Source organism: Bacteroides sp. MSSM.1001136sp1_RTP21357st2_D2_RTP21359_211015 (genome assembly GCF_040913205.1).
Taxonomy (GTDB): Bacteria; Bacteroidota; Bacteroidia; order Bacteroidales; family Bacteroidaceae; genus Bacteroides; species Bacteroides ovatus.
The window spans coordinates 38,527-62,221 of sequence record NZ_JBDFVF010000038.1; the positions used below are offsets into that span (position 1 = coordinate 38,527).

A 23,695-nucleotide genomic window follows, 5' to 3' on the forward strand; every position below is an offset into this window, starting at 1 on the left:
TGATTGTAAACCATTCATTTTCAACTGTCATTTCTCAACTATCATTTATCATTTATCAACTATCAACTAATATGAAAGATTTAATAACAGGTGCAGAGGCTTTGATGCGCTCCTTGGAACATCAGGGAGTGACTACCATCTTTGGTTACCCCGGTGGCTCTATTATGCCGGTATTCGATGCCTTGTACGATCATCAAAATATATTGAACCATATCTTGGTTCGTCACGAACAGGGAGCTGCCCATGCCGCACAAGGTTATGCCCGTGTATCGGGTGATGTAGGTGTTTGCCTGGTGACGAGCGGTCCCGGAGCAACCAATACGGTAACAGGCATTGCAGATGCGATGATCGATAGTACGCCTATCGTGGTGATTGCCGGACAGGTAGGAACAGGCTTTCTTGGGACGGATGCTTTTCAGGAAGTTGACTTGGTAGGTATCACCCAGCCAATCACTAAATGGAGTTATCAGATTCGCCGTGCGGAAGATGTAGCCTGGGCGGTAGCACGTGCGTTTTACATTGCTCGTAGTGGTCGTCCGGGGCCGGTGGTACTGGACTTTGCCAAAAATGCGCAAGTAGAGAAAACGAAATACGAACCGACGAAAGTCGATTTTATCCGTAGCTATGTTCCTGTTCCCGATATGGACGAGGAGTCTGTACAGGCTGCTGCCGAACTGATTAATAACGCTGAACGTCCGCTTGTATTGGTTGGACAAGGTGTTGAACTGGGAAATGCACAGAGCGAATTGCGCGAGTTTATCGAAAAAGCGGATATGCCTGCGGGTTGTACGCTGCTCGGGCTTTCGGCTTTGCCGACAGAACATCCGTTGAATAAAGGTATGTTGGGTATGCACGGCAATCTGGGACCGAATATCAATACCAATAAATGCGATGTGCTGATTGCTGTCGGTATGCGTTTTGACGACCGTGTGACCGGTAATTTGGCTACTTATGCCAAACAGGCAAAAGTGATTCATTTTGATATCGATCCTGCGGAAGTTAATAAGAATGTAAAGGTAGATGTAGCTGTATTGGGAGATTGCAAGGAAACACTGGCTTCTGTGACGAAACTCCTGAAAAAGAACACTCATACCGAATGGATTGATAGCTTCAAAGAATATGAGAAAGTAGAGGAGGAAAAAGTAATCCGTCCTGAACTTCATCCTGCCACAAACTCTTTGAGCATGGGGGAAGTGGTACGTGCGGTAAGTGACGCTACTCACCATGAAGCTGTTTTGGTAACAGATGTAGGTCAAAATCAGATGATATCTGCACGTTACTTTAAATATACGAAAGAACGCAGTATCATTACTTCCGGAGGACTTGGAACAATGGGCTTCGGGCTTCCCGCAGCTATCGGGGCAACTTTCGGAGCACCGGAACGTACCGTATGCGTATTTATGGGAGATGGCGGACTGCAAATGAATATTCAGGAACTGGGTACGATTATGGAGCAGAAGGCTCCGGTGAAGATTATCTGCCTGAACAATAATTACCTCGGAAACGTACGTCAGTGGCAAGCTATGTTTTTCAACCGTCGCTATTCGTTTACCCCGATGTTGAATCCGGATTATATGAAAGTGGCCTCGGCTTATGATATTCCTTCCAAGCGTGTTTTCACTCGTGAAGAACTGAAGGAAGCTATTACTGAAATGCTGGCAACGGACGGACCGTTCCTGCTCGAAGCTTGCGTGGTGGAAGAAGGCAATGTTTTGCCGATGACTCCTCCGGGTGGTTCGGTAAACCAGATGTTGCTGGAGTGCTAGGAGAAGTTGAGAGTTGAGAATGGAGAGTTGAGAGTTCGCATTTAAAAAATTAGAGTTATGAGTGATAAAACGTTATATACAATCATTGTTCATTCGGAGAATATAGCCGGGTTGCTGAATCAGGTAACTGCTGTATTTACCCGTCGGCAAATAAATATTGAGAGTCTGAATGTATCTGCTTCTTCTATTAAAGGTGTACATAAGTATACAATAACAGCCTGGACTGATAAGGACATCATTGAGAAGGTAGTGAAACAGATCGAAAAGAAGATCGACGTGATTCAGGCACATTATTTCACAGAGGATGAGATTTATTTCCACGAGATTGCATTATATAAGGTGTCTACTCCTGCTTTTCAGGAGAATCCGGAAGCATCCAAGCTGATTCGTAGATACAATGCACGTATAGTGGAAGTCAATCCGGTATTTTCTATTGTCGAGAAAAATGGAATGAGCGAAGATATAACTTCGCTCTATGGTGAACTGAAGGCTTTGAATTGTGTTTTGCAGTTTGTTCGTTCGGGACGTGTAGCGATTACTACCAGCTGCTTTGAACGGGTGAATGAGTTTCTCGATGGACGGGAAGCTATGTATAACCAAAGTAAAAACCAATAAGAATAATGAGTGAAGAAAATAGAATAGGGACTTATCAGTTTGTGGCAGAACCGTTCCATGTTGACTTCAACGGACGTTTGACCATGGGGGTACTGGGAAATCATCTGCTGAATTGTGCAGGTTTTCACGCCAATGACCGTGGTTTTGGTATTGCAACGCTGAATGAGGACAATTATACATGGGTGCTTTCACGTCTGGCTATTGAGTTGGATGAAATGCCTTATCAGTATGAGAATTTCTCGGTTCAGACGTGGGTGGAAAATGTCTACCGTTTGTTTACGGACCGTAATTTTGCTATCCTCGATAAGGATGGAAAGAAGATTGGCTACGCACGTTCCGTATGGGCAATGATTAATCTTAATACCCGCAAGCCTGCCGACTTGTTGACTTTGCATGGGGGAAGTATCGTAGACTATGTCTGTGATGAGCCTTGCCCGATTGAAAAGCCTTCACGCATCAAAGTGACAAGCGATCAGCCGATAGCTACCCTGACGGCAAAATACAGTGATATAGATATCAACGGTCATGTAAACAGCATCCGTTACATCGAGCATATCCTTGATTTGTTCCCGATTGAATTGTATAAGACCAAACGTATCCGTCGTTTTGAAATGGCGTATGTGGCGGAAAGCTATTTTGGTGATGAACTCTCTTTCTTCTGCGATGAAGTGAACGCAAACGAGTTTCACGTAGAAGTGAAGAAGAATGGCAATGAAGTTGTTTGCCGCTCGAAAGTGATATTTGAATAAATGTGAGAATATAAAATCAATTAATAACACAGATGGCGTAAGTCATCAAAAACTAAAAACAAAAAGAAAATGGCACAGTTGAATTTTGGAGGTACTACTGAAACTGTAGTAATCCGTGACGAATTTCCATTGGAAAAAGCTCGTGAAGTATTGAAAAATGAAACAATCGCTGTAATCGGTTATGGCGTACAGGGTCCTGGACAGGCACTGAACTTGCGTGATAACGGTTTCAATGTAATCGTTGGTCAACGTGAAGGAAAAACATACGATAAGGCAGTAGCAGACGGATGGGTTCCGGGTGAAACTTTGTTCGGTATCGAAGAAGCTTGTGAGAAAGGTACTATTGTAATGTGTCTGTTGTCTGACGCAGCAGTAATGTCAGTATGGCCTACTATCAAGCCTTACCTGACTGCCGGAAAAGCTCTTTATTTCTCACACGGTTTTGCTATCACTTGGAACGACCGTACAGGTGTAGTTCCTCCTGCTGATATCGACGTTATCATGGTTGCTCCTAAAGGTTCGGGTACATCTTTGCGTACTATGTTCCTCGAAGGACGCGGCTTGAACTCTTCTTATGCTATCTATCAGGATGCTACAGGCAAGGCTTACGAAAGAACCATCGCACTGGGTATTGGTATCGGTTCCGGTTATCTGTTCGAAACAACTTTCCAACGTGAGGCTACTTCTGACCTGACAGGTGAACGTGGTTCATTGATGGGGGCTATCCAAGGTTTGTTGCTGGCACAGTACGAAGTATTGCGTGAAAACGGTCATAGTCCTTCTGAAGCATTCAATGAAACAGTGGAAGAACTGACACAGTCATTGATGCCGTTATTCGCAAAGAACGGTATGGACTGGATGTACGCTAACTGCTCTACTACTGCTCAACGTGGTGCTCTCGATTGGATGGGCCCATTCCACGATGCTATCAAACCGGTAGTTGAAAAGTTGTATAATAGCGTGAAGACTGGTAACGAAGCACAGATTTCTATTGATAGTAATTCACAACCTGATTATCGTGAAAAGTTAAACGAGGAGCTCCGTCAATTACGCGAAAGCGAAATGTGGCAGACTGCTGTAACTGTTCGTAAACTTCGTCCGGAGAATAATTAATTAGACCAGATTATACAAGTTTTAAAAGAAGGAGAGAGCTTTTTGCTTTCTCCTTCTTTTATTAATAAGATATTTAAAAATGGGTAGGTGAAGCTTGCAGAAACTTTTTTTTGAAAAATATATCAATAATGTGATTAAAATATGCAAGTTTATGTTTATATTTGCACTATCAAATAAAATGAACGAGAAGTATGATGTGTTTTAACTTACCCCAAAGAATGATTAACATTGCTAAATTAGCATGTGTTATCAGTGTTGTTTCTGTTGCTTTCTCAAGCTGTTTACAGAAAGATGTATATGATCCTGCTAATTCAGGAGATAAAGAAGAAGTTACTTTAGATAACTATTTCGACTTTGCCACTACTAAAAATATTCAATTGAATATTGATTATGGAAAGGAATGTCCTAGGGCTTATTTTGAAGTTTATGCTGAAAATCCGCTTTCTTATGTGGCAGAAGGCGGTCAGATTATAAAGAAAGCAGGGGTGTCACACATTGCAACCGGATTTACAGATATACAAGGACGTTATATCAAACCGGCTTCTTTCCCGACAGCAGTTTCAGAAGTTTATATTTATTCTCCGGATTTTGGTGTGCCGACTTTGTATAAAACTAAAGTTGTCGGTTCGGATGTCAGCGCAAAAATAACCTTCGAGAATGTTCTTGATGTTACTCCTGTGGATTCATCAACGAGAAGTGCACAAACAAGGGCTGCGGTGAAATTTATTACAGATGTAATCCCGAACGTATTAGGAACTTGGAATGCAAATTCAGGTAAGCCTGACTATTTGGATGCTTCTAAGAAGATCAACGTGGATGCAACTCTCAAGAGTTATATAACGACATATTTTCCGGAAGGAAAGAATAACGTAGGACCTTTAGTTACTGATAATGCTGATATTCTGATAAAAGAAGATGCAAATGTCGTTATTAACTATTTTGGGGGAGACACAGGAGCGAAAAGTGTATTTGCTTATTATTGCTATCCGAAAGATGCTTCTACTGATGAAATAAGGAAGGCAACAAAGCATGCATGTGTCATATTTCCTAACGCACATGGAAATAGTTTAGGTTATTATAGTGGGGTTGCAGTTAATTTAAAATATATAAATGAGACTGGTAATTTCCCTCAAAAGGACCCGGAACGTATTCCGGCAAATACAAAGATTGGTTTCTTGATATGGAATAATGGCTGGGTAAATGCCAAGGCTAATGGGAATATGTTCTACTCAACCAAATCTTTGAATAGTGACAAAATTTCTCACACTGCAATTTTTGCAGCAAAAAATAAAGCAGGTGATAGAGTGAATGTTATCACTATGGAAGACTGGAAAAACGGTGAAAATGACTATAATGATGTTGCTTTCGTTATCTCTTCTAATCCTATTGCTGCTATTGAAGTTCCGGATGTTCCTAATCCGGGTGATCGACAAGGAACAGAAATGTATTCTGGAGTGCTTGGCTTTGAAGATAACTGGCCGGAACAAGGAGATTATGACTTGAATGATGTAGTCATGAAATATCAGTCAAGCGTTGATTATAATATAGATAATAAGGTTCTTAATATTATTGATAAGTTCACCTTGGCTTGGACGGGAGCTAATTATAAGAACTCGTTTGCTTATGAAGTTCCTTTCGATTTGAGTAAAGCTTCTAAAGTAACGGTTAATGGTAGTGAAGCTTCTTCCTATTCAGGTAATGTGATAACATTATTCAAGGATGCTAAAGCTGAATTGGGAGTATCCAATGTGAATGCGGAGGATATGATTAATCAGAATATTCAAGAGAAGACATATACGGTATCCATACAATTTAATAATCCTACTCTTGATAAATCAGTGGTGGTAGCTCCTTATAATCCTTTTATAAAAGTATTCAACTCTGCCACAGAAGTCCATCTGACAGATCATAAGCCGACGACTGGTGCGAATAATCGTTTCCCTTCCGGAGCTGATATTTCTCGTGGTGATGTAGATGGTACCTATTTCATTTGCAAAGATGGTTTTCCGTTTGCAATTCATGTAGATGCTCGTTTGGATGCTTCTATTTTGAATTTAGATCTTAAAAAGGAGAATCAGCGCATTGATAAAACATATCCTAAATTTGCAGAATGGGCAAAAACGCGCGATCCGCAAATAAAATGGTGGAAATAGTTGGAGTGCATTAGAATAATCGACTATCTTTGAGGATGAAAAATTAAGAATAGTACTGATGTAAAATATTGTTTGTTTTGTTTGTGTTAAAAAAAGTGTGGTTTCGGGAGAAAGTGTGCTTTGTTAAAAGGAGGATTAAGTATTTAATCCTCCTTTTTAATGAATAACATCAATCTTTTATAGAAAGGATGTTTGGTAAGGGTGGAGGCATCTCCTAATATAACAAGCTTCATTCGTGCCCTTGTAATCGCTACATTCATTCTTCGCAAATCATTCAGGAATCCAATCTGTCCATCCTCGTTGGCACGTACAAGACTGATGAAAATAACGTCTCGCTCCTGTCCCTGAAAGCCGTCTACCGTATTTACGGTGATGAGGCTGCGGAAAGGGCGTAAAAAGCTGCTTCCTTTTATTTTTCCTCTCAAATATTGCACTTGTGCCTTGTATGGCGAAATCAGACCGAAATCAATTCTTTCATCCAGTATTCGCTTTTTGCCGATACGTTCGATGTAAGTTTCCAGTTCTTGCAGTAATAGGTTAGCTTCCTGCTTATTGATGCGTCCGAAACTTTCGCCTACAAAGTCTTCGTGAAAGTCCATCTCTGAAGTATCGATCCAGTTCATGGGAGTGTCGAAATCAAGAATCCCCCGATAGCGTACTTCCGGAGCAGCTTCCAGTTCTCCATGATAAAACCAGTCGGAGGGAAACTGCATGATGGCTTCATGCATTCTGTACTGTACTTTTAGTAAAGAAACCGCAGAAGGTTTTTGCTGAACGACTTTTTCCATTAATGTATGATCCAATCCTCCACGGGAGGCTTCTATACATTTGATAGTCGGCGGAAGTTGACAATGATCTCCTGCAAGGATGACCCGGTCTGCTTTGCGGATAGCGATCCAGCAGGCAGCTTCGAGGGCTTGTGCAGCTTCGTCAATGAATAAAGTCGAAAAACGACGTCCGTTGAGCAGGCGGTGGTTGCTGCTGACTAGGGTAGAAGCAATCACGCGGGCACTGTCGAAAAGATCGGCATTGATTTGTATTTCCAACTCCGTGGCGCGGTCGCGGAGACGACTCATGCGATTACGCATTCCTTCCCGTTCAGAATAACTACCCCGGCGCATCCGGCTACCCATTTCGCGGATAGATTTACGGATTCCCCAAAGCTCCGGATAGGCAGGATGACTTTCGAACCGGCGTTCGTAGGTGGATGAAAGCATTTTGTCGTTGACTCGGGTTGGATTTCCAATGCGGAGCACGGGTACTCCCCGGTCTACCAGTTTCTCACAAATCCAGTCGACAGCCGTGTTGCTTTGCGCACAAACAAGCACTTGTGGTTCCCGGTGCAATGTTTCGTAAATCGCTTCGACAAGAGTCGTTGTCTTTCCGGTTCCCGGAGGACCGTGAACAATAGATACATCACGCGTACATAGCACCTTGTTGACTGCTGTTTCCTGTGTACTGTTCAGCCATGGGAAGCGGACAGGATATAATTCGCGGAATCCCGGCTTTTGGGTACCCAACAAAATGTCGCGCAGTTCCGCCAGGCGGTTGTCTTTGGCGCGTATCGTGTCTTCCAGTGCCTCGAACATGGCCCGGTACGATGTTTCGTCAAAATAAAGTTGTACTCCCAGTATACCGTCAGTTTGCAGTTCCGCTAAAGCTCCCGCTCCGGGGAGTACAACGACCATTCGTTCTTCGTCGGCAAAGCTGACAGTAGCGATGAAATTCATGTACTTCACTTTTCCTTCGAATGACTGGTGGAAAAAGCAAACAGGACGGCCGAACTCAAAGGAATGCTCTATTTCTTTATTTTCGGTCCGTGTAATATCTATTACAAGCTGATTCAGCGAATTGTAGTAACTTCGACCAAGAGAGACAGGATACCAGCAGAGACCGCGCTTCACTTTACGGGCAACGCCCATTGTTTCGGTCTGCCGCTTAAATTCTTCCTTCTCATATTCATACTCCATCCGCAGGAGGAGTTGCTGTTGCTGAAGGTCTATAATGGGACTTTTCGGATTATTACTCATAATAGGCGCAAAGGTAACAAATCTTCGTTCCGGGTAGAAAAAATATTTCATTTTGTTAAACATTACTCGAACGTCGTTCGTTATTTTAATAGATAGACTAAAAAAACAAAAAGCAATATGGTATATGATGTGACTATGTTAGAAGCTTTCTACGCTGCTTATAAAGGAAAGGTAGAACACGTACGGGCTATACTGAAACGCCCTTTGACGTTGGCCGAGAAAATTTTGTATGCTCATCTGTATGATGTAGCCGATTTGAAAGATTACAAACGGGGGGAGGATTATGTGAATTTCCGTCCCGACCGTGTGGCTATGCAGGATGCAACTGCGCAGATGGCTTTGCTTCAATTTATGAATGCAGGTAAGGATCAGGTGGCTGTGCCTTCGACAGTACATTGCGATCATTTGATACAGGCGTATAAAGGTGCAAAGGCGGATATTGCTACGGCAAGACTGACTAATGAAGAAGTATACGACTTCCTCCGTGATGTATCTTCCCGTTATGGCATCGGCTTCTGGAAACCGGGAGCAGGAATTATCCATCAGGTGGTGCTCGAAAACTATGCTTTCCCCGGCGGTATGATGGTGGGAACAGACTCTCATACGCCTAATGCAGGCGGACTGGGCATGGTGGCTATCGGTGTTGGTGGTGCGGATGCCGTGGATGTGATGACAGGAATGGAATGGGAGCTGAAAATGCCGAAGATTATCGGTGTCCGTCTGACCGGAAAACTAAGCGGTTGGACCTCTCCGAAAGATGTAATCCTGAAATTGGCCGGCATCCTTACCGTAAAAGGAGGAACGAATGCTATTATCGAATATTTTGGTCCCGGAACTGAATCCCTTTCTGCTACCGGGAAAGCTACCATTTGCAATATGGGTGCCGAAGTTGGAGCTACTACCTCTTTGTTCCCCTTTGACGGACGCATGGCTACTTATTTGAGAGCTACCGGAAGAGATTGTGTAGTCGATTGGGCTGAATCTGTTGGTGCAGACCTTCGTGCAGACGACATTGTGACCAACGAACCATCCAACTATTACGACCGTGTAATTGAAATAGACTTGTCAGAACTCGAACCTTATATAAACGGGCCATTTACACCGGATGCCGCTACTCCTATCTCTGAATTTGCAGAAAAAGTGTTATTGAACGGCTATCCCCGTAAAATGGAGGTGGGCTTGATAGGTTCATGTACCAATTCTTCTTATCAGGATTTGAGCCGTGCAGCTTCTTTGGCAAAGCAGGTGACAGAAAAGAATTTGAGCGTTGCTTCTCCGCTGATCGTCAATCCGGGTTCGGAGCAAATCCGGGCTACTGCCGAAAGAGACGGTATGATTGAGGCTTTTGAACGGCTGGGAGCCACGATTATGGCAAATGCTTGTGGACCTTGTATCGGTCAGTGGAAACGTGAGACGGACGATCCGACACGGAAAAACTCAATCGTCACCTCTTTTAACCGTAATTTTGCCAAACGTGCTGACGGTAATCCCAACACCTATGCGTTTGTAGCTTCTCCGGAACTAACGATGGCGTTAACGATAGCCGGTGATCTCTGTTTCAACCCGTTGAAAGACAGATTGGTGAATCATAACGGAGAAAAAGTGAAACTCTCCGAGCCTGTAGGAGATGAACTTCCTTTGAAAGGTTTTGAACAGGGAAATGAGGGATATATTGCCCCCCACGGAGCAAAAACGGAAATCAGGGTAAAACCGGATTCCCAACGTCTCCAGCTTCTGACTCCTTTCCCGGCATGGGACGGACAGGACTTGCTGAACATGCCTTTATTGATTAAAGCACAGGGAAAATGTACTACCGACCATATCTCTATGGCAGGTCCGTGGCTCCGCTTCCGTGGACATTTGGAGAATATTTCCGACAATATGCTGATGGGAGCTGTCAATGTTTTCAATGGTGAAACGAACCGTGTTTGGAATCGTTCGACAAATACTTATGGAACAGTTTCCGGTACGGCAAAGATGTATAAGTCCGAAGGTATTCCGTCTATTGTTGTTGCCGAAGAGAATTATGGAGAAGGTTCCAGCCGTGAACATGCAGCCATGGAACCACGCTTCCTCAATGTACGTGTCATTTTGGCTAAGAGTTTTGCCCGTATCCACGAAACAAACCTGAAAAAACAAGGAATGCTTGCTCTTACTTTTGTAGATAAAGCAGACTATGATAAAATTCGGGAACACGATCTTCTGTCCGTATCAGGCTTAGTCCATTTCGCACCGGGGCGCAATCTGACGATTATTCTTCATCACGAAGACGGAACGAAAGAAAGTTTTGAAGTGCAACATACCTATAATGAACAGCAGATAGCCTGGTTTCGTGCCGGTTCTGCCTTAAATGCAAGATAAAAAATGAGCAAAATAACCATGCAAACAGATGGTACGTTGTTGGTACCCGATGTGCCTACCGTACCTTATATTACCGGCGATGGAGTAGGAGCCGAAGTGACTCCTGCCATGCAAGCCGTAGTGGATGCAGCTATCCGGAAAGCATATAGTGGCAAACGTCGGATCGAATGGAAAGAAGTGTTGGCGGGAGAACGTTCCTTCAACGCGACTGGTTCCTGGTTGCCGGATGAAACAATGGAAACTTTTCAGGAATACCTGGTAGGAATCAAAGGTCCGTTGACAACTCCTGTCGGAGGTGGAATCCGTTCGTTGAACGTAGCACTGCGTCAGACACTTGATTTATACGTCTGTCTTCGTCCGGTTCGTTGGTATCAGGGAGTACAGTCGCCTGTCAAATCACCGGAGAAAGTGAACATGTGTGTGTTCCGTGAAAATACGGAAGATATTTATGCAGGTATCGAATGGGAAGCCGGAACTCCGGAAGCTGAAAAGTTCTATCAATTCCTGAAAGACGAAATGGGCGTGACAAAAGTCCGTTTCCCGGAAACCTCTTCTTTCGGTGTGAAACCTGTATCACGTGAGGGCACGGAGCGTCTTGTGCGTGCTGCCTGCCAGTATGCGCTCGACCATCATTTGCCTTCCGTAACGCTGGTGCATAAAGGGAATATCATGAAGTTTACCGAAGGTGGTTTCAAAAAATGGGGCTACGAACTGGCGCAACGTGAATTTGGCGATGCTTTGGCAGATGGCAGACTGGTGATAAAAGATTGCATTGCGGATGCTTTCTTACAAAATACACTCCTGATTCCCGAAGAATATTCCGTGATAGCCACCTTAAACCTCAACGGAGACTACGTTTCCGACCAACTGGCGGCCATGGTAGGCGGTATCGGCATTGCTCCGGGAGCAAATATCAACTACCAGACAGGTCATGCCATCTTTGAAGCGACTCACGGAACAGCTCCCAATATTGCGGGAAAAGATGTAGTGAACCCTTGTTCTATAATCCTTTCGGCAGTAATGATGCTCGAATATTTTGACTGGAAAGAAGCGGCTGCTCTGATAGAGAAAGCCTTGGAACAAAGCTTCCTGGACGCTCGTGCTACACACGATTTAGCCCGTTTTATGCCGAATGGAACCTCCCTCTCTACTTCCGCTTTCACTCGTGAGATCGTGGAAAGAATTGAAAAACAAAAGTAACGAATAAAAAACGAAGAAAGATGAAAAAAGAGTACTTGATTTACAAGCTTTCCGAGGAAATGAAGGAAGCTACCCGGATTGATACAGAATTGTTCTCCAAGTTTGATGTGAAGCGCGGATTGCGTAATGAAGACGGCACAGGTGTATTGGTAGGTTTAACCAGAATCGGTAATGTAGTAGGATATGAACGTGTTCCGGGTGGTGGGTTGAAACCCATACCGGGAAAACTGTTCTATCGCGGTTATGATGTAGAAGATATTTCTCACGCTATAATCAAAGAGAAACGCTTTGGCTTCGAAGAAGTGGCTTACCTATTGCTTTCCGGGCGTCTGCCGGATAAAGAAGAATTGCTTTCTTTCCGTGAGTTGATTAACGACAATATGCCGTTGGAACAGAAAACGAAAATGAACATCATCGAGTTGGAAGGAAACAACATCATGAATATTCTTTCACGCAGCGTACTCGAAATGTATCGTTTTGACGCAAATGCGGATGATACCTCTCGGGATAACTTGATGCGTCAGAGTATTGAACTGATTTCAAAGTTCCCCACTATCATTGCTTATGCTTATAATATGCTTCGTCATGCTACTTTCGGACGTTCTCTGCATATCCGCCATCCGCAGGAAAAGCTCTCTATTGCCGAGAATTTCCTGTATATGCTGAAAAAAGACTATACCGAACTGGATGCACGCACCCTCGATTTGTTATTGATTCTTCAGGCAGAGCACGGTGGTGGTAATAACTCCACTTTCACCGTTCGCGTAACTTCTTCTACCGGAACAGATACTTATTCGGCCATCGCCGCTGGTATCGGTTCGCTGAAAGGCCCGCTTCACGGAGGTGCCAATATTCAGGTTGCCGACATGTTCCAGCACCTGAAGGAAAATATCAAAGACTGGACAAGTGTAGATGAGATAGACACTTACTACACCCGAATGTTGAACAAAGAAGTGTATAACAAGACCGGACTGATCTATGGTATCGGACATGCCGTTTATACCATCTCCGACCCTCGTGCTCTTCTATTGAAAGAACTGGCTCGCGACCTTGCCCGTGAAAAAGGCAGAGAAAGCGAATTTGCTTTCCTCGAACTGCTAGAAGAACGTGCCATCGCTACTTTCGGACGGGTTAAAAACAACGGAAAGACAGTGTCCAGCAATATCGACTTCTATTCGGGCTTCGTGTATGAAATGATCGGTTTGCCGCAGGAAATCTTCACTCCACTGTTTGCCATGGCACGTATCGTAGGCTGGTGTGCACACCGCAATGAAGAATTGACTTTCGACGGTAAACGGATTATCCGCCCGGCTTATAAAAATGTACTTGATGATTTGGCTTATATCCCAATTAAGAAACGCTGATAAGAACAAATCCTTTTATTGAATAGATAAGTAATCCCGGATGTGTGCCCGATCATTTCAGAAGCGCATCCGGGAAATTTTACATTTTCTCCTTTTTTATGTTCGTAAAAGAATGTACTTCAGATTCTTTCTATTTTTTGTATCGTCGTTTATCTCATTTTTGTTATTTTTGCGTGTTACAAAATAGATCGGTATGAGTATAGATACTTTTAATCTGTTTCTGGGGGTGATGAGCCTGATTGCTTTGTTTGTTTTTATCGCCCTTTACTTTGTGAAAGCCGGATATGGTATTTTCCGCACAGCATCGTGGGGCGTAGCTATCTCCAATAAACTAGCCTGGATATTGATGGAAGCTCCGGTTTTTGTGGTGATGTGTGTGATGTGGATCTATTCCGAACGTCGGTTCGAGCCGGTGATTTTCACTTTCTTCCTCTTCTTTCAAATTCACTATTTTCAGCGTGCTTTCATCTTCCCTTTGCTATTGAAAGGAAAAAGTAAGATGCCGCTGGCAATCATGTCGATGGGAGTTCTTTTTAATTTGCTGAATGGCTATATGCAAGGAAAATGGATTTTCTATCTTGCTCCCGAAACGATGTATCAAGCCGGTTGGTTCACTTCACCGTGGTTTATTATCGGTACACTGCTCTTTTTCGCAGGTATGCTGTTGAACTGGCAGTCGGATTATATCATCCGACATTTGCGCAAACCGGGAGACACCCGGCATTATCTGCCTCAAAAAGGAATGTACCGTTATGTCACTTCCGCCAACTATTTCGGTGAGATAGTAGAATGGGCAGGTTGGGCGATACTCACTTGTTCACTTTCCGGCCTGGTCTTCCTTTGGTGGACGATTGCTAACCTTGTTCCCCGTGCCAACGCTATTTGGTGCCGTTACCGCGAAGAATTCGGAGACGCAGTGGGAGAACGGAAACGAGTGTTCCCTTTCCTTTATTAGGGGCGTTTTTCATCATGATTTACGTATGACTTAAATAAAATATCAACTACTATGGAATCTAAACTTTTTAGCCCGGTCACCTTTGGCCCTTTGACGCTGCGGAATCGAACGATCCGTTCGGCAGCTTTTGAGAGCATGTGTCCGGAGAATACTCCCACGCAGATGTTGCTGGATTACCATCGGTCGGTAGCTGCGGGGGGAGTGGGTATGACAACAGTGGCTTATGCTGCCGTGACACAAAGCGGACTTTCTTTCGACCGTCAATTGTGGTTGCGTCCGTCCATTATTCCCCGTTTACATGAACTGACAAAAGCCGTGCACGATGAAGGTGCCGCAGTAGGTATACAAATCGGGCATTGTGGAAATATGTCCCATAAAAATATATGTGGTGTCACTCCTATATCCGCATCTTCAGGCTTCAACCTCTATTCTCCTACGTTTGTGCGTGGAATGGAAAAAGAGGAGCTTCCGGAAATGGCGAAAGCGTATGGAAATGCAGTCAATCTGGCGAGGAAAGCCGGGTTTGACGCCGTTGAAGTACATGCGGGGCACGGCTATTTGATTAGTCAATTCCTGTCTCCCTACACCAATCATCGGAAAGATGAATATGGCGGTTCGCTCGAAAACCGGATGCGTTTTATGGATATGGTGATGGAAGAAGTGATGAAAGCGGCGGGCAATGATATGGCAGTTTTCGTAAAAATGAATATGCGCGACGGCTTCAAAGGAGGAATGGAGATAGACGAATCCATACAAGTGGCCAAACGTCTGTTGGAACTTGGCGCTCATGGATTGGTGTTGAGTGGTGGTTTTGTCAGCAAAGCGCCGATGTATGTAATGAGAGGGGCCATGCCGATTCGTTCGATGTCTTACTATATGAATTGTTGGTGGCTGAAATACGGAGTCCGTATGTTTGGCAAATGGATGATCCCCTCTGTACCCTTCAAAGAGGCTTATTTCCTTGAAGATGCACTGAAATTCCGTGCGGCTCTTCCGGATGCGCCGTTGATTTATGTCGGTGGTCTTGTTTCCCGTCAGAAAATAGATGAAGTGCTCGATTCCGGTTTTGATGCCGTGCAGATGGCGAGAGCTTTGCTCAACGAACCGGGGTTCGTGAACCGGATGAAACAGGAAGAACAAGCACGCTGCAACTGTGGACACAGTAATTATTGCATAGGACGTATGTATACGATAGAAATGGCTTGTCATCAACATTTGAAAGAACAATTACCTTCCTCTTTACAAAAGGAAATTGATAAACTGGAGAAAAAATGAGTGAAATGAAATGGGCAATCATCACCGGTGCGGACGGAGGAATGGGAACAGAAATAACACGTGCCGTAGCCAAAGCCGGTTATCGAATCATTATGGCTTGTTATCATCCGAAGAAAGCGGAGGTTGTTCGTGAATGTTTGAGCAAGGAAACCGGAAACCCGGATTTGGAGGTTATGGCTATTGACTTATCTTCCATGCAATCCGTAGTTGCTTTTGCCAGTCAGATCTTAGAAAGGAATCTTCCCATCTCTTTGTTAATGAATAATGCCGGAACGATGGAGACAGGTTTTCATACTACTTCCGAAGGATTCGAACGAACGGTAAGTGTGAACTACATGGGACCTTATCTGCTTACCCGGAAATTAATTCCGCTGATGGTGCGTGGAGCGCGTATCGTAAATATGGTTTCCTGTACATACGCAATCGGCAAGCTCGACTTCCCGGATTTCTTTCATAGAGGGAAAACGGGAACGTTTTGGAGGATTCCTGTTTACAGTAACACGAAGCTGGCTTTATTATTGTTTACTTTCGAACTTTCCGAGCAACTTCGAGAGAAAGGGATTAGCGTCAATGCTGCGGATCCGGGAATTGTTTCTACTGATATCATCACTATGCACAAGTGGTTCGATCCGTTGACGGATATTTTTTTCCGTCCTTTTATCCGTAAACCCAAGAAAGGGGCTTCTACGGCAATCGGTTTACTGTTGGACGAAAAGGAAGCTGGTGTGACAGGACAACTGTATGTCAATAACCACCGGAAAAACTTGTCTGATAAATACACGAATCATGTGCAGAAAGAGCAGTTGTGGGAGATAACGGAACGTGCGTTGGCGAGTTGGCTGAAGTAGGTTTTCTTTTCTTTTTTTATTTAAATTATCTAGTATTTACTTATATATAGGTATTGTACATATCTATATACCTCATTTTTGTTGTCTTATTTTTACCAATAGATAGGGATTGTTTGGCATCCCTCTTTCTGCTTACCTTTGCATCGCTTTTAGAACAATGAAAAGGTTATAAAGTAAAAAGGTAAAAAGGAGATGAGCAATAAATGTTTTTTGGTTTTTCTGGCATTCTTGTTTTCCGTATCCGTATATTCACAACAGGGGCGTCACCGTAGTAGTTTAATTTCGGGCAGAGTGATGTCCACAGAGAAAGAAGTGGTGGATTTTGCGACAGTTTATCTGAAAGGAACCAACCAAGGATGCTATACAGATGAAAAAGGTATATATCATTTGAAAACGACAGCAGGTGAATAATATACACTCGTCGTTTCGGCTATCGGTTATCAAACGGTAGAAAAGAAAGTTAAATTAGCCAAGGGAGAAAGAATAAAAGTAAACGTCACTATCGCGCCGGCGGTAAAAGAACTGGGAGAGGTGCTGGTCACGACATCTGGAGTCGGCCGTGTGAATCAGTCTGCTTTTAATGCGGTAGCCATTGATGCGAAGAAATTGCATAACAGTACGCAGACTTTGGCAGGTGCACTGACTAAAGTGCCCGGTGTAAAACTCCGCGAATCAGGTGGAGTGGGGTCGGATATGCAATTGTATATCGATGGCTTTAGCGGAAAACATGTGAAAATCTTCATTGACGGCATACCACAGGAAGGAGCCGGTGCTGCATTCGATTTGAACAATGTTCCTATTAATTTTGCTGACCGTATAGAAGTCTATAAAGGAGTAGTTCCCGTAGGATTCGGAACCGATGCTATTGGGGGAGTGGTTAATATTGTCACCAACAAACAACCCGGAAAGTGGTTTATGGATGCTTCCTATTCTTACGGATCGTTTAATACTCATAAATCATACGTGCGCTTCGGACAAACGTTCAAAAATGGTTTCATGTATGAGGTCAATGCTTTTCAAAATTTCTCGGATAATGATTATTATGTGGACACTTATGTACGCGAATTTGAGATTAAAGAAGATGGAAGCGTACGTTTTCCGCCACTTGACAAAAATAAGATTTATCATCTGAAACGTTTTAATGACCAGTATCATAATGAAGCCGTGATTGGAAAAATCGGCTTGGTAGGAAAGAAATGGGCAGACCGTTTGGCGTTGAGTTTCAATTATTCCCATTTCTATAAAGAGATACAAACAGGCGTTTATCAAGATGTCGTGTTCGGTGAAAAATTCCGCAAAGGACATTCGTTGGTCCCTTCTTTAGAATATTACAAAAAGAACTTACTGGTGAAAAACCTGGATCTGCTGTTGACTGCCAATTATAATCATAATATCACCAATAATGTCGATACCGCTTCGCGGGCTTACAACTGGCGTGGAGATTTTTATGAAAAAGGCAGCCGGGGAGAACAGTCTTACCAGAACAGTGAATCTAAAAATAGAAACTGGAATGGGACGCTGAAGATGAATTATCATATCGGACAGGCACATACGTTTACTTTCAGTCATGTAATCAGTGATTTTGAACGTACGAGCCGCTCTACCATTGGTGCTTCTTCCAAATTCACGGACTTTTCTATTCCTAAAATCACCCGTAAAAACGTCAGCGGGCTTTCTTACCGTCTGATGCCGTCGGACAGATGGAATGTGTCGGCATTTGCCAAATATTACCGGCAATACAACAAGGGACCGGTATCGCAGAATACAGATGGAATAGGCAATTATATCAATCTGTCCAATACGGCAAGCGCTCTTGGATATGGAGCGGCAGATACCTATTTTATATGGAAAGATCTTCAGGTGAAACTTTCGTACGAAAAGGCTTTCCGCCTGCCGACCACGGACGAACTCTTTGGAGATGAAGACCTTGAAGCTGGTAAAATGAATCTGAAACCGGAGAAAAGTGATAATGTCAATTTGAGTTTCAGCTATAATCATCAGTTTGGCAAGCATGGATTGTATGCCGAGGCCGGTTTGATATATCGGGATACGAAAGATTACATAAAAAGAGGACTGGACGTATTGGGAGGAACAAGCTACGGATATTATGAGAACCACGGTCACGTAAGGACCAAAGGGTATAATTTGTCATTGCTTTATAGCTTCTCGCATTGGTTTGATATAGGAGGAACATTTAATAGCATCGATACTCGTGATTACGAAAAGTTTCTGGCGGGTTCCTCTTTGCAAGAAAGCATGCACTATAAAGTGCGTATGCCGAATCTGCCCTATCGTTATGCTAATATCAATGCAAATTTTTATTGGAATGACCTGTTTGTCAAAGGAAATGTATTGAGCATCGGCTATGATAGCTACTGGCAGCACGATTTTCCTCTTTACTGGGAGAATCTCGGAGATAAAGATTCAAAGAATATGGTGCCGGAACAGTTTTCTCATAATCTGTCTTTGTCCTACACCATGAAGAATGGACGTTATAATGTATCATTTGAATGTCGGAATTTCACCGATGCCCAACTGTTTGACAATTTTAGCCTGCAAAAAGCGGGGCGCGCATTCTATGGAAAGTTCAGAGTATTTTTCGGTAAATAATAAGAGTAAGTTTTTAGTATCAATCAATAATGAAGAATATATGAGGAAGTTTTTATTACAGGCTTTTGCCGTAGCTTTTTGCTTGAGTAGCGGTGTGTTTGTGGCATCTTGCGACGATGATAATCATCCGGTGGATAACCCGCCAATTGATGGAGAAACGACTTATGTGGTGGCTGCCACAACCGGTGAAGCAAGTTATTTGGTAGTAGCCAATTCTTTGGATGAAGGAACAGTGTCGACCCAAGGGAATGGAACCGAAGTGATTGGCGGTACCTATTGGGTATATAAAGGATTGGATTATGTGTTTGCTTTAGTTTATAATAAAGGTGGCGCAGGTACAGGAGCTTCCTATTATCTGGGGGCAGATGGTAAAATGAAAGAAAAGTACACATACACTTATAATCGTATCACGTCTTATGGAACCTGGAGGGATAAAGTGGTGACTGTTTCCACCGGGGACTCGAAAATAACAGATGAGGATCAGAATGTGGCTCAAGCATTGTTGTTCAACTATTTGGATGCGACCGATGGCAGTCAGGAAGAGGGTACCTTGCTTGCCGAAAATTACTTGGGTAATGGTGAAAAAGTTTCATGGGCAGGTCTGGTTGAAGCTAACAATAAGATTTATACATCTGTCATCCTAATGGGAATGAGTAAGTACGGTATTAAAAAATGGCCGGAAGCTGTGACAGATCAGGAACTTGTGACTAAGACTGACGGTGGTAGCGGCAGCGGTGCATATACAGCCGGTGTCATTCCTTCTACACAATACCCGGATAATGCTTATGTGGCAATTTATAGTGGCACGAACTTCAATGAGACTCCGGTGATTGCCAAGACTGATAAAATAGGCTATGCATGCGGTCGTATGCGTTCACAATATTATCAGACTATTTGGGCCGCTGATAATGGTGACGTCTATGTGTTCTCTCCCGGATATGGACGTACGGCAGTTTCATCTTCAGATTTGAAGAAGGTAACAGGACAGAAGCCTTCGGGCGCAATGCGTATCAAAGCAGGCGCAACAGATTTCGATCCGGATTACTATGTGAACTTTGAAGAGATAGGCACTAAACATCCTATTTTCCGTTGCTGGCACATCTCTGAAGATTACTTCCTGCTTCAATTGTATAAAAATGGAGCGGAAGATATGATTAATGGTGGTACAAGTGCAGATGTTAGCGAATTAGCTGTTTTCAAGGCGGAAGATCAGACGATTATGCCTGTTACAGGTCTGCCGGCTGACGGAAAGTTTGGTGGCGAGCCTTATGGAGAAAAAGGGTATGCTTATATGGCTGTCACTGTGACTACGGGCGAGAAACCGGCCTTCTATAAAATAGACGCAAAAACAGGCAAGGCAGTCAAAGGTTTAACGGTAGAGGCTGACGCTATCACTACGGTAGGTAAGATGGAATATCTTTCAAAATAATACAGTCGGTTAAATAGAGAATCTTTTGTAGATAAAAGCCTGCCGAGCGGAAAGCTTTGCAGGCTTTTTCAAGAAATAGTAATGAAAACATGAAAAAAATATTCAGAAAGATACATTTGTGGCTTTCCGTCCCTTTCGGACTGATAATAACTCTTGTCTGCTTCTCCGGTGCCATGCTGGTATTTGAAAATGAGGCGAATGAGTGGTTTCGACGCGACCTTTACTACGTAGAAACGGTAAAGGGGTCTCCTCTTCCTATGGATAAGTTGCTTGAAAAAGTGGCGACGACATTGCCTGACAGTGTAGCGGTGACCGGTGTCAGCATATCTTCTGATCCCGGACGTGCGTATCAGGTTAGTCTTTCCAAACCACGTCGTGCATCTTTGTATGTAGACCAGTATACGGGCGAAGTAAAAGGAAAAAGCGAGCGTAGCGGCTTTTTTATGTTTATGTTCCGAATGCATCGCTGGCTTCTGGATAGTATGAATCCGGGAAATGAAGGAATCTTTTGGGGCAAAATGATTGTAGGTGTCAGTACGCTTTTACTTGTTTTTGTACTGATTTCGGGAATTGTCATTTGGTGGCCGCGTACACGTAAAGCATTGAAGAATAGCCTGAAAATAACAGCAACAAAAGGTTGGAGAAGGTTTTGGTATGACTTGCATGTGGCAGGTGGAATGTATGCTCTGATCTTTCTACTGGCTATGGCACTGACGGGGTTGACCTGGTCTTTTCCGTGGTATCGGACGGCTTTCTATAAGGTCTTCGGGGTAGAAGTACAGCAACGTGCCGCCCAAGGACATGAACAGAAAAGTGATGCTCAAAAGAGAAATACCAAACTGGCAGCCCATCGGGAAAAGAAAAGAGAAGGAAATGAGGTTCGAAAGGGTGAAAGAAGCAGACGTCCGGAAAACAATCATAGTGATATGTACTCGGTAACTTCACCATTCGTTTATTGGCAAGAGATTTATGATAAACTAAGACGTCAGAATCCGGAGTATAAGCAAATCAGTATTTCTTCTGGTACGGCAAGCGTGTCTTTCAACCGTTTCGGTAATCAGCGGGCATCTGACCGTTATTCTTTCAATACGGATAATGGTGAATTTACAGAAACAAGTCTTTATCAACATCAAGACAAGTCGGGAAAGATTCGTGGTTGGATTTATTCTGTGCATGTTGGTAACTGGGGAGGAATGTTTACTCGCATACTTACCTTTATTGCTGCCTTATTGGGGTCTGCACTACCACTGACTGGATATTATTTATGGATAAAAAGACTCATAAAGGTACGGAAATGAATGAAATTTTTTCCTACTATAAAGTTGAAAAACATAAAAACATCTGCCACCTGCAACGAAAAGCGTGTAATACACTAGTTAATAGATAGTTGTAACGTTGCAGATACCTGTGGCAGATAGGTTGCAGATAAAGTATCTGCAACACGTTATATAATCAAAGAAAAAGCCTTGATCCCTTTGTGCAAAGCTATGGGATAATTGGGGGACCCTATGGAGAAATTGTGGTGTCTCTACGGGGAAACGACAGTATCCTTACGTAGAAACTGTAGTGTCCCGCCTTAGAAACTCTCGTTTCCTGCCGTGGAAACTGTAATTTCTAATGCCGGAAACGACAGTTCCCCGCCTGGAAACGGGAAGTTAATGTATACAATAAACTTTTGCACCCATGGAGAATTGGCTTTGCAAGGCTTATACTGTGTGGCAGATACTTTGATCTGCAACCTATCTGCAACAGTATCCGCAACGTTACAACTATCTATTAACTAGTGTATTACACGCGTTTGGTTGCAGGTGGCAGATGTTTTCATGTTTTTTCAACTTTATAGTAGGAGGATTACGCATCAAAATTAGGGTCGCAACCGTAAGTCATAAAACAAATTCACCTCTGTGTCCTCCGTGTCCTCTGTGGTGAAAAGAAGCATTGAATAAATGAAAGAAGAGCGGTGAATGATAAGGAAATCTCCCGTTCATCCACCGCTCTTTATCTTATATACTGATATAAGCTGAACTCCTAAAAATAAAAAGATTAGATTGAAAGCTCTTTCAATACAGTGACAAGATCTCTCTTGATTGGTTTGTCATTCTTAATAGCCTTGCTGAACGGTACGTAAACGATTTCATCATGTTCGATTCCGATCATTACGTTACGTTGATCTTCCATAATAGCATCGATAGCAGCAGCACCGAGGCGGCTTGCCAGGATACGGTCGTGGGCAGTTGGGCTACCACCACGTTGCAGGTGACCTAAAATCGTCACACGTACATCATATTGCGGATATTCGTTTTTCACACGTTCGGCATAATGCATGGCTCCTCCTGTCAGTTCGCTTTCGGCTACCAATACAATGCTACTGTTTTTTGATTTGCGGAATCCGTTTTTGATAAACTCTTCCAGTTGGTCGACTTCCGTACTGAATTCCGGAATAATGGCAGCTTCCGCACCCGAAGCGATAGCTCCGTTCAACGCAAGGAAACCGGCATCACGTCCCATAACTTCAACGAAGAACAAACGTTCATGTGAAGTGGCTGTGTCGCGAATCTTATCTACGGCATCCAATATGGTATTCAATGCAGTATCATATCCGATGGTCGTATCTGTACCATAAAGGTCGTTGTCAATAGTTCCCGGCAGTCCGATACATGGAACATCAAATTCCTGTGCAAAGATACGCGCACCTGTCAGTGAGCCGTCTCCACCAATGATAACCAAAGCATCGATGCCTTCTTTTTTCATGTTGTCATAAGCCAACTGACGACCTTCCGGAGTCGTGAACTCTTTACAACGTGCCGTTTTCAGGATAGTACCACCCAACTGGATGATGTTACTCACATTCTGACTCTTGAATTCTTTGATTTCACCTGTAACCAGACCTTTATATCCTCTGTATATACCTTTAACTTGCAATCCATTGTAGATGGCTGCACGTGTCACTGCACGTATAGCAGCGTTCATTCCCGGAGCATCACCTCCGGAGGTCAAAATTCCGATACACTTAACTGTTCCCATATAACAATCTCTCATTAATTAGTTTGACGCGGCAAATGTACAATAAAAAGTTGAAAGCAGCGGTTATGAAGTTTTTTTTCGTATGAAGAAAACATTAAAAATGTTCAAATAGCCCTTTCTTGCTTTCTTTTTATTCATTCGTGTTACTTTGCCGTTTTTTCTTATGTTGCTTTGCTATTATTCTTTTATGAATAAAGCAATTA

The 23,695-nt window shown here is 43.3% G+C and carries 15 protein-coding genes and 1 pseudogene; 14 read left to right on the plus strand and 2 right to left on the minus strand.

All coding sequences use genetic code 11. From position 1 onward, the window contains the following. Window positions 1-71 precede the first annotated feature (71 nt). The 5 genes from ilvB to AB5217_RS20650 all read left to right on the plus strand — a co-directional run bounded on the left by ilvB (window position 72) and on the right by AB5217_RS20650 (window position 6,396). Window positions 72-1,766 carry a biosynthetic-type acetolactate synthase large subunit gene (gene ilvB / locus AB5217_RS20630; protein ID WP_004326144.1) on the plus strand — a complete coding sequence of 565 codons (1,695 nt, stop codon included), beginning with the start codon at window positions 72-74 and terminating at the stop codon, window positions 1,764-1,766. Window positions 1,767-1,823: 57 nt separating this feature from the next. Next, window positions 1,824-2,381 carry an acetolactate synthase small subunit gene (gene ilvN, locus AB5217_RS20635; RefSeq protein WP_004299476.1) on the plus strand — a complete coding sequence of 186 codons (558 nt, stop codon included), beginning with the start codon at window positions 1,824-1,826 and terminating at the stop codon, window positions 2,379-2,381. A 5-nt stretch (window positions 2,382-2,386) separates the two neighbouring features. After that, complete coding sequence (locus AB5217_RS20640) at window positions 2,387-3,130, plus strand: acyl-[acyl-carrier-protein] thioesterase (RefSeq protein ID WP_004326143.1); 744 nt, start codon at window positions 2,387-2,389, stop codon at window positions 3,128-3,130. A gap of 69 nt (window positions 3,131-3,199) precedes the next feature. Continuing rightward, window positions 3,200-4,243 carry a ketol-acid reductoisomerase gene (gene ilvC, locus AB5217_RS20645; RefSeq protein WP_004306754.1) on the plus strand — a complete coding sequence of 348 codons (1,044 nt, stop codon included), beginning with the start codon at window positions 3,200-3,202 and terminating at the stop codon, window positions 4,241-4,243. Window positions 4,244-4,434: 191 nt separating this feature from the next. Beyond that, the gene (locus tag AB5217_RS20650) at window positions 4,435-6,396 is read left to right on the plus strand and encodes an LruC domain-containing protein (RefSeq protein ID WP_004327318.1); all 1,962 of its coding nucleotides are present in this window, start codon (window positions 4,435-4,437) and stop codon (window positions 6,394-6,396) included. A 143-nt stretch (window positions 6,397-6,539) separates the two neighbouring features. On the opposite strand, the gene AB5217_RS20655 is transcribed toward AB5217_RS20650, so the two are convergent. Then, on the minus strand, window positions 6,540-8,477 hold the full coding sequence (locus AB5217_RS20655; protein WP_050486497.1) for an AAA domain-containing protein: 1,938 nt from the start codon (window positions 8,475-8,477) through the stop codon (window positions 6,540-6,542). A gap of 66 nt (window positions 8,478-8,543) precedes the next feature. Here AB5217_RS20655 and AB5217_RS20660 point away from each other — a divergent pair, with 66 nt between their 5' ends. From AB5217_RS20660 to AB5217_RS20700, 9 genes and pseudogenes are all read left to right on the plus strand, one after another. After that, window positions 8,544-10,787 (plus strand): aconitate hydratase, encoded by a 2,244-nt coding sequence (locus tag AB5217_RS20660; protein ID WP_004299483.1) that lies wholly within the window; start codon window positions 8,544-8,546, stop codon window positions 10,785-10,787. 3 nt (window positions 10,788-10,790) lie between these two features. Continuing rightward, window positions 10,791-11,987 (plus strand): NADP-dependent isocitrate dehydrogenase, encoded by a 1,197-nt coding sequence (gene icd, locus AB5217_RS20665; protein ID WP_032843982.1) that lies wholly within the window; start codon window positions 10,791-10,793, stop codon window positions 11,985-11,987. Window positions 11,988-12,007: 20 nt separating this feature from the next. Then, window positions 12,008-13,351, plus strand: coding sequence for a citrate/2-methylcitrate synthase (locus AB5217_RS20670; protein WP_004299485.1), 1,344 nt, complete (start codon window positions 12,008-12,010; stop codon window positions 13,349-13,351). Between the two features lie 193 nt (window positions 13,352-13,544). Beyond that, the gene (locus tag AB5217_RS20675; protein ID WP_004299486.1) at window positions 13,545-14,306 is read left to right on the plus strand and encodes a DUF1295 domain-containing protein; all 762 of its coding nucleotides are present in this window, start codon (window positions 13,545-13,547) and stop codon (window positions 14,304-14,306) included. Window positions 14,307-14,357: 51 nt separating this feature from the next. Then, the gene (locus AB5217_RS20680) at window positions 14,358-15,581 is read left to right on the plus strand and encodes an NADH:flavin oxidoreductase (protein WP_004312420.1); all 1,224 of its coding nucleotides are present in this window, start codon (window positions 14,358-14,360) and stop codon (window positions 15,579-15,581) included. Further along, window positions 15,578-16,429: an SDR family oxidoreductase gene (locus tag AB5217_RS20685; protein WP_022200166.1), complete on the plus strand. Its 852-nt coding sequence runs from the start codon at window positions 15,578-15,580 to the stop codon at window positions 16,427-16,429. Before AB5217_RS20680 ends, AB5217_RS20685 begins: the two co-directional genes overlap by 4 nt. 192 nt (window positions 16,430-16,621) lie before the next feature. After that, window positions 16,622-19,039 (plus strand): annotated as a pseudogene (locus AB5217_RS20690) (TonB-dependent receptor). 40 nt (window positions 19,040-19,079) lie between these two features. Further along, window positions 19,080-20,468 carry a DUF4374 domain-containing protein gene (locus AB5217_RS20695; protein ID WP_022200164.1) on the plus strand — a complete coding sequence of 463 codons (1,389 nt, stop codon included), beginning with the start codon at window positions 19,080-19,082 and terminating at the stop codon, window positions 20,466-20,468. A gap of 89 nt (window positions 20,469-20,557) precedes the next feature. Further along, window positions 20,558-21,766, plus strand: a complete 1,209-nt coding sequence (locus AB5217_RS20700) for a PepSY-associated TM helix domain-containing protein (RefSeq protein ID WP_008650288.1) — start codon at window positions 20,558-20,560, stop codon at window positions 21,764-21,766. Between the two features lie 745 nt (window positions 21,767-22,511). Here the strand turns inward: AB5217_RS20700 and pfkA are convergent. Then, entirely contained in the window at window positions 22,512-23,492 is a 981-nt protein-coding gene (gene pfkA, locus AB5217_RS20705; protein ID WP_004297914.1) for a 6-phosphofructokinase, read from the minus strand. Window positions 23,493-23,695: the final 203 nt, after the last annotated feature.

Coding starts and splice junctions, on each gene's coding strand:
- ilvC (WP_004306754.1), top strand. CDS start 3,200: ATGGCACAGTTGAATTTTGGAGGTACTACTGAAACTGTAGTAATCCGT.
- ilvB (WP_004326144.1), top strand. CDS start 72: ATGAAAGATTTAATAACAGGTGCAGAGGCTTTGATGCGCTCCTTGGAA.
- AB5217_RS20640 (WP_004326143.1), top strand. CDS start 2,387: ATGAGTGAAGAAAATAGAATAGGGACTTATCAGTTTGTGGCAGAACCG.
- icd (WP_032843982.1), top strand. CDS start 10,791: ATGAGCAAAATAACCATGCAAACAGATGGTACGTTGTTGGTACCCGAT.
- AB5217_RS20650 (WP_004327318.1), top strand. CDS start 4,435: ATGATGTGTTTTAACTTACCCCAAAGAATGATTAACATTGCTAAATTA.
- AB5217_RS20685 (WP_022200166.1), top strand. CDS start 15,578: ATGAGTGAAATGAAATGGGCAATCATCACCGGTGCGGACGGAGGAATG.
- ilvN (WP_004299476.1), top strand. CDS start 1,824: ATGAGTGATAAAACGTTATATACAATCATTGTTCATTCGGAGAATATA.
- AB5217_RS20695 (WP_022200164.1), top strand. CDS start 19,080: ATGAGGAAGTTTTTATTACAGGCTTTTGCCGTAGCTTTTTGCTTGAGT.
- pfkA (WP_004297914.1), bottom strand. CDS start 23,492: ATGGGAACAGTTAAGTGTATCGGAATTTTGACCTCCGGAGGTGATGCT.
- AB5217_RS20670 (WP_004299485.1), top strand. CDS start 12,008: ATGAAAAAAGAGTACTTGATTTACAAGCTTTCCGAGGAAATGAAGGAA.
- AB5217_RS20655 (WP_050486497.1), bottom strand. CDS start 8,477: ATGAAATATTTTTTCTACCCGGAACGAAGATTTGTTACCTTTGCGCCT.
- AB5217_RS20675 (WP_004299486.1), top strand. CDS start 13,545: ATGAGTATAGATACTTTTAATCTGTTTCTGGGGGTGATGAGCCTGATT.
- AB5217_RS20680 (WP_004312420.1), top strand. CDS start 14,358: ATGGAATCTAAACTTTTTAGCCCGGTCACCTTTGGCCCTTTGACGCTG.
- AB5217_RS20660 (WP_004299483.1), top strand. CDS start 8,544: ATGGTATATGATGTGACTATGTTAGAAGCTTTCTACGCTGCTTATAAA.
- AB5217_RS20700 (WP_008650288.1), top strand. CDS start 20,558: ATGAAAAAAATATTCAGAAAGATACATTTGTGGCTTTCCGTCCCTTTC.